9 protein-coding genes are annotated in these 11,871 nt (G+C 70.0%); 6 read left to right on the top strand and 3 right to left on the bottom strand.

The window, feature by feature from the left end; translation table 11 throughout:
* Nucleotides 1–43: 43 nt before the first annotated feature.
* Nucleotides 44–601, bottom strand: coding sequence for a dihydrofolate reductase family protein (locus tag B116_RS0114775; protein ID WP_027660525.1), 558 nt, complete (start codon nt 599–601; stop codon nt 44–46).
* 150 nt (nt 602–751) lie between these two features.
* On the opposite strand from B116_RS0114775, the gene B116_RS0114770 reads away from it, so the two are divergent.
* From B116_RS0114770 to B116_RS0114760, 3 genes are all read left to right on the top strand, one after another.
* Nucleotides 752–1,177: a hypothetical protein gene (locus B116_RS0114770; protein ID WP_026321956.1), complete on the top strand. Its 426-nt coding sequence runs from the start codon at nt 752–754 to the stop codon at nt 1,175–1,177.
* 155 nt (nt 1,178–1,332) lie between these two features.
* On the top strand, nt 1,333–4,437 hold the full coding sequence (locus B116_RS0114765) for a M14 family metallopeptidase (RefSeq protein ID WP_027660524.1): 3,105 nt from the start codon (nt 1,333–1,335) through the stop codon (nt 4,435–4,437).
* Between the two features lie 159 nt (nt 4,438–4,596).
* Entirely contained in the window at nt 4,597–5,529 is a 933-nt protein-coding gene (locus tag B116_RS0114760; RefSeq protein WP_018723543.1) for an NAD(+)/NADH kinase, read from the top strand.
* A 4-nt stretch (nt 5,530–5,533) separates the two neighbouring features.
* Here B116_RS0114760 and pgm read toward each other — a convergent pair whose 3' ends face one another.
* Nucleotides 5,534–7,189 carry a phosphoglucomutase (alpha-D-glucose-1,6-bisphosphate-dependent) gene (pgm, locus tag B116_RS0114755; RefSeq protein ID WP_033667637.1) on the bottom strand — a complete coding sequence of 552 codons (1,656 nt, stop codon included), beginning with the start codon at nt 7,187–7,189 and terminating at the stop codon, nt 5,534–5,536.
* A 65-nt stretch (nt 7,190–7,254) separates the two neighbouring features.
* Entirely contained in the window at nt 7,255–8,241 is a 987-nt protein-coding gene (locus B116_RS0114750; protein WP_188116032.1) for an App1 family protein, read from the bottom strand.
* Nucleotides 8,242–8,422: 181 nt separating this feature from the next.
* On the opposite strand from B116_RS0114750, the gene B116_RS0114745 reads away from it, so the two are divergent.
* From B116_RS0114745 to B116_RS0114735, 3 genes are all read left to right on the top strand, one after another.
* A complete protein-coding gene (locus B116_RS0114745) occupies nt 8,423–10,036 on the top strand; it encodes a hypothetical protein (RefSeq protein WP_027660522.1) in 1,614 nt (537 codons plus the stop codon).
* A gap of 112 nt (nt 10,037–10,148) precedes the next feature.
* Nucleotides 10,149–10,823, top strand: a complete 675-nt coding sequence (locus tag B116_RS0114740; RefSeq protein WP_027660521.1) for a hypothetical protein — start codon at nt 10,149–10,151, stop codon at nt 10,821–10,823.
* Between the two features lie 84 nt (nt 10,824–10,907).
* On the top strand, nt 10,908–11,864 hold the full coding sequence (locus tag B116_RS0114735) for a TAXI family TRAP transporter solute-binding subunit (RefSeq protein ID WP_027660520.1): 957 nt from the start codon (nt 10,908–10,910) through the stop codon (nt 11,862–11,864).
* Nucleotides 11,865–11,871 lie beyond the last annotated feature (7 nt).

Genomic DNA, 11,871 nt, shown 5'->3' with positions numbered 1-11,871 from the left:
TCGAGGAGCCGTTCGGCGCTGCGCGGCGATGGACTCCTGCGACTTAGCGCGCGCGGCGGTAGTGCATGGCCACCACGCCGTTGCGCAACGGCTGCGCCGAGAGCAGCTCGAGCTGGCGCGTGCCGGGCAGGCCGCCCTCGTACAGCCTCGGGCTGTGGCCGGCGATCCGGGGATGGACGAGCAACCTGTACTCGTCGATCAGGTCCAGCTGGTCGAGCTCGGTCGCGAGCTTGCCGCTTCCGAGCAGGACTCCGGCAGGGGTCGCGTCCTTGAGCCTCTGCACGCCCTCGCGCAGACCGCCGGCGATGTGGTGACTGTTGGTCCACGGAAAGTCCGTGCGCGTCGACGACACCACATACTTGGGTTTGGCCTCCAGCTTGACCGCCCACTCACGCGTGGCCGACGGCGCCTCCACCTCGCCACGGGCAACGGCCGGCCAGTAACCCTCCAACATCTCGTAGGTGACACGACCCCAGAGCATTGCCCCGGCTGCGTCCATGAGATCGGTGAAGAGGGCGTGCGTCTCGTCGTCCGCGATCCCCTCCTGGTGGTCGACGCACCCGTCCAGGGTCAGGTTGAAACTGAAGGTGAGCAGTCCCATGGCCAGCGAGTCTAGGGCCTGCACCCAGCCGGCCAGGCCTTGAAAGTTACGGCGCGTCGCGGCCCCAGGCGAGCGTCGCGGGCAGCGAACTCGAGGTGTCCGCGCTCCCGTCTCCCACCAGCCAGCCGGGTGCGGCGTAGCGTCACAGCCGTGGGTGCGCAGGAGAGCCGAGACTGGCAAGAACAGCGACGACGGGCGGTGGCGGCGCACGCCGCGGCCGATGAGCACCGGCGGCGGGCCGAGCAGGCAGAGGCCGCCGAGTTGGTCGCGGATTTCGTGGCCGAAGCCCGTCGCCGCGGCCTGCCACCCGAACGGCTCACGGCGACCGGACACGGGGGCCGAGGGCGCTACCGGACCCGACTGCGGGGCTGGTACGTGGACCGGGCCCGCAGCCGGGCCGTGGACGTGGCCGGCCGATTCCACCTCCTGGTCGTACCCGGCGGCCTTCGCGCCCGGCTCTTCGGCGCGGATCCGCAGCCCAGCCCGGCGCCGCTGGTCATCGGCGCGGGTGGGCGCGACGGTGAGTCAGTGCCGCTGCGGACACTGCTGCGCCGACGGCTGGGCGACGCCGACTGACCAGCCCTGGACGAGCGAGCAGCAACCGCGCCGTACGGGCGACGACGTACCTCAGTGTTCCCCTCCATCGCGAAGAGCTACCCAGACGTTTGATTGACAGCCGTTGACGGATGGCGAAAGCTCGCGGCACAGGCCCTTTCACCGCAGGAGGCGCGATGAGGCGCACACGGCTGGCGATTGCCGGCGTGTTTACCCTGGTCGGCGCATTGGCGCTGACCGCACCGGCCACCGCACAACCGGCGTCCGAACCGGGCAGCCGGGACAGTCTGGAAGTGTACGTCGGCACGGTTGACCCGGCGCAGCTGGAGAAGCTGCGGCAGTCCGGGGTAGACCTCGGCCACGAGCACACCGAGACCGACCGGTCCGGCGACGTCCGCGTCGAGACGGTTCTGAGTAAACGGCAGGCGGCCCGGTTGGCCAGCCAGGGCGTGCAGCTGGAGGTCAAGAAGGTACGGGGCAAGCCGGCCAGCGAGGCGCTGCGGGAGCAGGCCGCCACCGGTTGGTCCGCATTCCGGTCCTACAGCGAGCCGGGCGGCATCCGAGACGAGATCACCGCCACCGCCGCCCGCTACCCGGACCTGACGAAGGTGATGACGATCGGCCATAGCCACCAGGGCCAACCGATCCTCGCCGTCAAGGTAACCAAGAACGCGGACCGGACCCGCGACGGCAAACGGCCGGCGGTGTTGTACGCCAGCGCGCAGCACGCCCGTGAGTGGATCACGCCGGAGATGACCCGGCGACTGATGCACCACGTCCTCGACAACTACGGTACGGACCGGGAGATCACCCGGTTGGTGAACACCACCGAGCTGTGGTTCCTGCCCGTCGCCAACCCGGACGGCTACGACCACACCTTCACGCCCGGCAACCGGCTCTGGCGCAAGAACCTGCGGGACAACGACGGCGACGGGCAGATCACCACCGCCGACGGCGTCGACCTGAACCGCAACTGGGGCTTCAAGTGGGGGTACGACAACGAAGGCTCCTCCCCCGACCCGAACAGCAACACCTACCGGGGGCCCAGCCCGCACTCGGAGCCCGAGACCAAGGCGCTGGACCAGCTGTTCCGCCGGGTCGGCTTCGAGTTCTTCATGAACTACCACTCCGCCGCCCAGCTGCTGCTCTACGGCGTGGGCTGGCAGGTCGCCACCCCCACCCCGGACGACATCATCTACGAGGCGATGGTCGGTGACGACGATAACCCGGCCGTGCCCGGCTACGACCCGGACATCTCCGCCGAGCTGTACACCACCAACGGCGACACCGACACCCACGCCACGGTCCGCTACGGCACCCTCGGCTTCACCCCGGAGATGTCGACCTGCCAGGCCGCGGCGGCCTCCGACCCGGACGACGAGTGGCTACCGGAGGACTGCGTCAGCGGCTTCATCTTCCCCGACGACGAAAAGCTGATCTCCGCCGAGGTGGCGAAGAACCTGCCGTTCGCCCTGGCCGTGGCGCAGTCGGCACACGACCCGGACGAGCCGGTGTCGGTCGTCGGCCGCAGCACCGCGGACTTCGTGGTGGACACCTTCGACACGTCGTACGGCCGCAACCAGCAGGTCGCCTCGATCACCCGACGGGCGCTGCGCAACGTCCGGATGCACTACACGATCAACGACGGCCGGACCAAGACGGTCAGCGTCCGCGAGTGGCAGGGCGGTGAGCGCTACGGCGACACCCACGACGACTACTACGCCGAGCTGCGGGGCACGGTGCAGGGCGCCAAACCCGGCGACGAGGTCGAAGTCTGGTTCAGCGGCAAGAAACCCAAAACGGGGAAGGTGACCAGCGAACGCTTCACCTACCAGGTGCACGACGACGTCGGCGGCGATGTCCTGGTGCTGGCAATGGAGGATGTCAACGGGCCGGTCCCGGACCAGGACGCCACCAGCGCGAAGTACGCCGATGAGATGGCCGACGCGCTGACCGCGGCCGGGCACACCAGCGATGTGTACGACTTCGACACGATGGGCCGTCAGGCCCCGCACCACCTGGGCGTGCTGTCGCATTACCAGATGGTGCTCTGGGAGACCGGTGACGACATCATCCCGCGTTCTCCGGGACAGGTGCCGGGCACCATCGCCCGGGCGGCGGTGGAGACCGAGTTTGCCGTCCGGGACTACCTGAACGAGGGCGGCAAGCTCCTGCTCAGCGGTGAGTACGCGCTCTACGCCCAGGCCGCCAACGGCGGCTACAGCTACCAGCCGAACGGGCCGGCGGAGTGCACCGACGCGAACGACGAGACGTGCCTGCCGGTGCTCAACGACTTCCAGCAGTACTGGCTGGGGGCCTTCACCTATGTCAGTGACGGCGGTACCGGCGAGACCGGGCCGTACCCGGTGACCGGCACCGACGACCGGTTCACCGGCTTCGCCGGCGCGCTCAACGCACCGGGCTCGGCGGAGAACCAGGAGCACACGGCATCGTTCCTGACCACGTCGGGCTTCCTGCCGCCAGAGCAGTTCCCGCAGTTCGACAGCGCGGCGCCGCTCGGCTGGGAGCGCCCGGGGGGCGCGCCGTTCGACCCGCATACCGGTGATTGGTACCTGTGGAGCGGCCAGACCAACGATTCGTACAAGCGGCTCACCCAGACCGTTGACCTCACTGATGCCAACGCCGCTGAGCTGCGCTTCTTCACCTCGTATGACATCGAGGCGAACTGGGATTACCTGATCGTCGAGGCGCACGAGGTGGGCAGCGACAACTGGACGACCCTGCCGGACGCCAACGGCCGGACCAGCACCGACACCGGGGCTAGCTGCGAGTCGGGCTGGGTCGAGGCGCTGCACCCATGGCTCGCCCGGTACCAGGGCGAGGACTGCTCGCCGACGGGCACCACCGGCAGTTGGAACGCCCTCACCGGCGCCTCCAACGGCTGGCAGGAACTCGTGGTCGACCTCTCCGGGTACGCCGGTAAGGAGGTCGAGCTGTCGATCTCCTACATCTCGGACTGGAGCACCCAGGGCCTGGGTGTCTTCCTGGACGATGCCCGGGTGATCGTGGACGGGTCCACGGTCGGCGACACCTCGTTCGAAACGGACCTGGGTGATTGGGCGCTGGCCGGCCCGCCGCCCGGCTCGACCGAGACCACGGAAAACTGGGGGCGCAGCCAGCAGGCCTTCGCAGAGGGGTCGGCGGTGGTCACCGCGGACACCGTCTACCTCGGCTTCGGCCTGGAAGGACTGGATCCAGAGACCCGGGCTGATCTGGTCCAGCGGACGATAGACCACCTGTTCGCGGCAGATCGCCGCTAACGGCTCGCGACGCCGGCGGTCTGCGGAGGCCGCCGGCGCCCGCGTGCTGACGGATGGGGCGCAGGCCCCGCGTGCCGACGGTTCGGGTGGGGGCGCATCCGCACCGTCGGCCCTCGGCGAAGTCCCGCCGAACCAGCCTGAATGTGGTGAGCTGGGCAGATGGATCAGATCCGGCTCGGACTGGTGCTGCACCCGACCCGGGACGTGTCCGAGGTGGTCGACCTCATCGTCGATTGGGCAACTAGGCAGCGGATAGCGCTGGCAGTGCGGGGGCCGGACCGGCACCGGGTGCCGGCGACGGTGGAACCGCTTCCCACCGAGCAGGTGGCCCCGACCAGCGACGTGCTGATCAGCATCGGCGGTGACGGCACCATGCTCGGCGCGTTGCGCTCGGCGGTCCGCGACCCGAAACCGGTGCTCGGGGTGCACCTGGGCCAGCTCGGCTTCCTGGTCGAGGTCGAGCCGCCGGACCTGCCGACCGCGTTGGCCCGGCTGGCCAACCGGGACTTCACCGTGGAGCGGCACAGCTGCCTGGCCTGTGCGGTATGCGGTGATGATGTGGTCGCGTTCAACGATGTCGCGTTAGTTCGCCGGCCCGGCGCGGGCTTCGTCACCGTCACCCTCGCCGTGGATGGGCAGCAGTACGGCTACTACCGGTGCGACGCGCTGGTGGTGAGCACGCCGACCGGGTCAACGGCGTACGGCTACGCCGCCGGTGGGCCGCTGGTCTCCCCGGCGAGCGACGTGGTGGTGGTGACCCCGTCCGCCCCGATGGCGGGGATCTCCCGCTCGGTGATCCTCTCCCCCGACGAACGGATCCGGCTGGAGCTCGCCCCCGACTCCGCGCCGATGGCAGTGGAGATGGACGGGCAGGTGGTCCAGGACGCGGCGACCGAAGGCGCGGTGGAGGTGACCTACCAGCGCGACGCCGGCCTGGTGGTCCGCCTCGACCCACGCCGCTACCGAGAACGCAACCAGCTCAAGCTGAGCTTGCTGGACCTGCCGCTCCTGCCCGAGCAACTCCGCGAGCTCCTCCCCGAAGGCCTCCGCAAGGAACTGATGAGCCGACGGCGACTCCCCCCGCACCGTTGACGACTCAGCCGTCCGAAGCCGCCAACACTGACGAGACCAAATCCTTCGCCTCCGCCTGGATTCGCGCCAGATGCTCGGGGCCCTGGAACGACTCGGCGTAGATCTTGTAGACATCCTCCGTGCCGGAAGGACGGGCAGCGAACCAACCGCTCTCGGTGGTGACCTTCAGGCCACCGATCGGGGCCCCGTTGCCTGGTGCACGGGTAAGCGTGGCCGCAATCGGTTCACCGGCCAACTCGGTAGCCGTCACCTGCTCCGGCGAGAGCCGACCGAGCACCGCCTTCTCCGCCCGACTGGCCGGAGCGTCGATCCGGGCGTACGCGGGTGCGCCGAACCGCCCAGCCAGCTCCGCCCAGTGCTCACTCGGGGTACGGCCAGTGGTGGCGATGATCTCGGACGCCAGCAGACAGAGCAGGATGCCGTCCTTGTCGGTGGTCCAGGTGCTGCCGTCGTGACGCAGGAAGGAGGCACCCGCGCTCTCCTCACCGCCGAAGCCGACCGCGCCGTCGAGCAGGCCCGGCACGAACCATTTGAAGCCAACCGGCACCTCCAGCAGCGGGCGCCCCAGGTCGGCGGCCACCCGGTCAATCATGGACGAGGAGACCAGGGTCTTGCCGATGGCGGCGTCCGGCGCCCACCGCGTCCGGGTGCGGAACAGGTGGGCGATGGCCACCGTCAGGTAGTGGTTCGGGTTCAGCAGACCGCCGTCCGGGGTGACGATGCCGTGCCGGTCGGCATCGGCGTCGTTACCGGTGGAGACCGCGAACCGGTCCCGGGCGGCGATCAGCGACGCCATCGCGTTCGGAGACGAGCAGTCCATTCGGATCTGGCCGTCCCCGTCCAGCGTCATAAAGCGCCACGTCGGATCGACGGTCGGGTTGACCACGGTGAGGTCCAGCCGATGCCGGTCCGCGATCTCGCCCCAGTAGGCGACACTGGCCCCACCGAGCGGATCAGCCCCGATCCGGACGCCGGCTGACCGGACCGCGTCCAGGTCGAGCACGGACGGCAGGTCGGTCACGTAGTGGCCGAGGAAGTCGTACCGGCCGGTGGTGTCGGCGGTGCGCGCCCGCGCGTACGGGATGCGGCGCACCTCCTTGAGCCCGGCGGCGAGGATCGCGTTCGCACGCTCCTGAATCCACGTCGTGGCATCGGTGTCCGCCGGGCCGCCGTGGGTAGGGTTGTACTTGAACCCGCCGTCCGCCGGCGGATTGTGCGACGGGGTGATCACGATGCCGTCGGCGAGCCCGCTGCTCCGCCCCCGATTGTGGGCCAGGATGGCGTGGGAGAGGGCCGGCGTCGGAACGTATCCGTCCCGGCTGTCCAACAGGACCGAGACCTCGTTGGCGGCGAGCACCTCCAGCGCGTCCACCGCCGCCGGGGCGGAGAGCGCGTGGGTGTCCCGGCCGAAGAAGAGCGGGCCGTCAAGACCACACTTGCGCCGGTAGTCACAGAGCGCCTGGGTGATCGCGAGGATGTGATCGGAGTTGAACGCGTTCCGCAGCGAGGACCCCCGATGCCCGGAGGTGCCGAAGGAGACCTGCTGTTCCGGGTCCGCCGGGTCGGGGTGCTCCGCGTAGTACGCGGTGACCAGCATCGCCACGTCCACCAGGTCGGATGGCTGGGCGGGCTGGCCCGCGCGGGGGTGCGTGCTCACCACGTGACCTCCTGGTCCCGGCCCACATCAGCCATGTCCCGACGCTATCAAGGTCTCGTGGCCACGGCTCAGACCAGACCCGCCTCCCGCAGCAATTGCCACAGGCCGGCCCCGTCCGGCGCAGACAGCCACTCCTGTCCCACCGGCGGAGTGGAGGCGCTGTCGCTGGCGGAGTACGGCAGCGCGCCGGCGAGCATCGCCTGGGTAGGGGAGAGCCGGCGAATCGCGATCCCAGCGACGTTGTCCGGGTGGGACACCGCAAACTCCCGGTAGATCTCCTGGTCGTGCTGACCATCGTCGCCGACCAGCAACCACCGCACGTCCGGGAACTCCGTGGCGAGCCGGATCAGGGTGGCCCGCTTGTGTTCCCGGCCGCTGCGGAACCACCGGTCCGCCGTCGGGCCCCAGTCGGTGAGCAGCAGCGGCCCAGCCGGATAGAGATGCCGAGACAGAAACCGGGTGAGGGTGGGCGCCACATTCCAGGCGCCGGTGGACAGGTAGAGCACCGGGGCGCCGGGGTGGGCGGTGACCAGCCGCTCGTACAGCACGGCCATCCCGGGCACCGCGGCCCGGGCGTGCTCGTCCAGGACGAACGTGTTCCAGGCGGCCAGCAGGGGCCGGGGCAGCGTGGTGACCATGACCGTGTCGTCCACGTCGGAGATCACCCCGAAGCGCACCCGGGGGTCAAGAATCCGTACCGGCGCCTGGACCGGCTCGGCCTCCGGGACTTGGATCTGTACCGACCCCCAACCCGGGGGCAGGTCCACCGGCACAATCGTGTCCACGAAGCCGCTGCGGTCGGTTCGCGTCTCGTGCCGCTCTCCCCCCGACTCAATGTCCACCCGGACGTGCTTGGCCGGCAGGGTGGCGAAGCTACGCCAGCCCCGAACCTTCTCCGGCCGGCCCCGCTGCCGGTTGTCCGGCCGCCCCAACAGCACCCGACACATCACCCGGACCCAGCCCGGGGCCCCGTAGCCCGGGTAGGCCACGGTGTGGATCCGCCAACCGGTGCGCCGGAGCCGCCGCTCGACCAGACGGTGTACGGCGTCCTCCATCCGCGCGGCCCGGTGTAGTTGGGGTACGGCCAGTTGGCCGGCGGAAGTCGGTGACACACGGCCACCCTGCCACAACCGATTTGCCCCGGCCACGGCAGCCGAACGGCCGGAGCACCGAACCGCTCCGCCCCACCGAACGCCTGTGACAGACTCCGGTGAGGAGGATGACGGGGGCCGGGTCGTGTCGCAACCGCTACCGCGCCGTGGACGGTGGCGCCCAGGGCTGGACCCGCCGGCCCTCGTCGCGCTGCTGCTCGGGGTGGGCGGCGTCGGGTACCGGCTGCTCCTCACGCTCTCCACGGTCCCGCCGTCAAACAGCGACGAGGCGACGTTCGGACTCGCCGCCCTACACATCGCCGCTGGCCAGGAGCGGCCCGTGTTCCTGTACGGGCAGCACTACATGGGGGTGCTGGAGTCGTACCTCGCCGCGCCCCTGCTTGCGCTTTTCGGACCAAGCTGGCCGGTGCTGCGGCTGCCGCTGCTGGCCCTCTACGCGCTCTTCCTCTGGCTGATCTATCGACTGACCCGCCGGATCGGCTCCCCCTGGTTCGCCACCCTGGTCGTCGGCCTGCTCGCGCTCGGTTCGCAGCGAGTGGTCCGGGACCAACTGACCGTGGTGGGCGGGCGCCCGGAGGGGAAGGTGGCGGTGCTGCTGATGCTGCTGGTCGTGGTGGGGCTGGCCCGGGGGACGCTCCGGCACCGCCGGCTGGCTGTTGGCCTGTTCGGTCTGCTCGCCGGGGTCGCCGTCTGGTCTGACTGGCTGATCCTGCCCTACGTCGGCGCTGCCGCTCTCGCGCTGCTCTGGGCAGTCCGCCGCGACCTGCTCGGCTGGGCGGGCGCACTGTTGGTGGCCGGGTTCATCCTCGGCGTCACACCGATGCTTGCGTACTACCTCACCGCCGGCCCAGGCACGGACCCGCTGTCGGTGCTCGGCGAGGTCAACACCGACGACGGTCCGGGCCCGGCGTTGACCCAACGGTTTTCCGGTGCCGTATTGGAGGGGGTGCCGCTGGCCACGGGACTCTGCCCAATCGACGGGTGTGGCCGCTGGCCGCAGTCGTTCGGCCTGCTCTACCCGGCGCTGCTGATGATCGCGACCGTGGTCGCGATCATCGCGTATCGGCGGGCTACCGGACGTGCCGCGCGGGTCGCCCCGGTCGTGCACCTCGCGCTGGTCGTCGGCGCGGCGTTGACTCTCCTGTCGTACGCGCGAAGCCCACTCGCCGCCACGGATCCTCTGGCCAATGCCCGCTACCTGGCGCTGCTGCAGCTTTCCCTACCCGCGGTGCTGTGGCCCCTCTGGCAGGCGGCGGTCGCGGCCCTGCGGGGCACCGCAGGCGTGCTTACTCGGCTGGCCGGCACGCTCGCCGCAGCGCTCCTCGCCACCCTCGTCGCCACCGCTTCGCTGGTCACGGTGCTCTTCGTCGCCACCGGCACCGTCGCCCCGCGGGCGGACGAGCGTGCCGCCCGAAATCTGGCGGACACGCTGCGCGCGTCCGGCCCTTACGAGGTCTACGGAAGCTACTGGACCTGCAACCGCTTGATCTTCAATACGGACGAGGCGGTGGCCTGTGGAGTCCTTGACGACGGGCTCGTCCCGGGACAAAACCGCTACCCCGTCTACTGGACGCGGGTGGCGGCGGCGAGCCGGCCCGGATATGTGGTGGAGACCGGGTCGCCCCAGGAACAGCGGCTGCGCCAACTGCTAGGCGAGCGAGCCGACGCTTCCCTCATCGCCGACCTTGATGAGTATCGGATATATCACCCAGAGACACCGCTTCGTCCTGGGCGGTAGGGCGCCTGTCATCGCACCCGCAAGATTTCCTCAAGGCTTGGCCCAATCGGTTCCCTACGCTTGTGACAGCCGTCACCGTAGGGGTAGTCCGACGCCGATAAGGAGTCCCAAGGTGAACCAGACCCTGCTGGACCACCCCCGGTCAGCGTCGACCCCGCATCCGCTGGACTGGCTGACCCTGACCGCCGCGTTCGAGGCCGCCTGTCTCCTGCGCTGCGTGACCGCGCCGACGACGACGGCCCGACGCCAGCGTGGCGCCCCCGTCCACCCACCTGAGAGGGTGGAGTTCAACCGCGAGGACGCGGCACAGCGGCTCCGCCATCTGCTCTACCAACTCGAGGTTCCGGTCACGCATGAACGCGCCGTCGGCGGGCTGCGCCGCCGCTACGAGTTGCACCGGCTGACCATCGCCCCGACCCACCAACCCGAGTACGCCGCCGTACTGGATGCCAGCTGGCGCCGTGGACGCGGGGAACTCATCGGTGCGCCGGTACGCGGCGCGTCCGGCGCTCGACGAATGGGGCGGACCCGGCTAGCCGCAGCGGCCTGGCGGGCCGCGCTGCTGGCTGGCGGCCGACACATCCGACGACACATCCTCGGAATCCGGGTGACCGACCGGGACCTGGCGGCAATCCTCGTCCGAAGCGCCGCCTTGTTGGACGCGCCGGCGATACTGCGCCCTGGCACCGGCTGCTATCTGGTGAGCGTGCCACAAGGCCCGGCCTGCGAACGGATCATGCAGGCCACCGAGCTAGGGCCACCGCCCCCCGAAACAATGGTCATCTGATCTCCTCGGTGGGCCGGCGAGCCGAGCGCTGCGGCCGCATTCACGGACGATCGGGGTTGCGCCCGACCGCCCGCACAGCGCACAGTGCAGCGCGTGATCAGAATCCCAGGTCGCCGACGCGACGCGGTGCTGCTGGTGCTGCTCCTTGCGATGGCGCTGCCAGGTCTCACCGGCTGCCAGCACGGTCCTCCGCCAGCAGTGAAGATCCGAATCGCCACCGGTAGTCCCACCGCCGTCTACTACGCCTTCGGACAGTCACTGGCTACCATCCTCAATCGGGAGCTACCGAACGTTGAGGCGGAAGTGCTAGTGACCGCCGCTTCGGCGGAGAACATCCAACTCGTCGGCGCTGGCGAAGCGGAACTCGGCTTCACCCAGGCCGACGTGCTCCCCACCGTCTCGGCCATGCCGCCGACGACGGCCGCTGTGGCCCGTGTCTACGACGACCTCCTACACCTCGTCACCACCCCGACCAGCGGCATCCGCACCCTCGCCGATGTGCGGGACCGCCGGGTCTCAGTGGGGGCACCCGGCTCCGGCACCGAAATCACCACGTCCCGGCTGCTCGACGTGGCCCGACTCGGCGGGAACGAGGTCCACCGGGAACGGCTCGGCCTAGACGACTCGGTCGAGGCGCTGCACGCGGGCCAGATCGACGCGTTCTTCTTCTCCGGCGGCCTACCGGTGGGGGCGGTAGCGACACTGGCCGCACAACGGCGCGTCCAACTGGTCGACCTGGGCGCGTGGAGCACGCCGCTGCGCGCCCAGCACCCCGGCTTCTACGTCTCCCGGGACATTCCCCGCTCGGTGTACGGGGTGGATCCGGTGACCACCGTCGCCAACCCGAACTACCTGATCGTCCGCGCCGACCTGCCGGAGCCACTGGTCCGGGAGCTGACCCGGCTGCTCATGGAGCGGCGCGAGGAGTTGGCGTCGGCACACCCCGCAGCCGGCCAGATGAGTCAGCGCTCGGCCATCAACACCACCCCCCTACCACTGCACCCCGGGGCGGTGGCCTGGTACAACGCGGTCAAACCGTAGCCACCGC

Origin of the sequence: Salinispora fenicalii (assembly GCF_000514815.1) — a bacterium.
GTDB classification, from domain to species: domain Bacteria; phylum Actinomycetota; class Actinomycetes; order Mycobacteriales; family Micromonosporaceae; genus Micromonospora; species Micromonospora fenicalii.
Note: the sequence above shows the minus strand (reverse complement) of the source record. Positions and strands in the feature narration are given on the sequence as shown.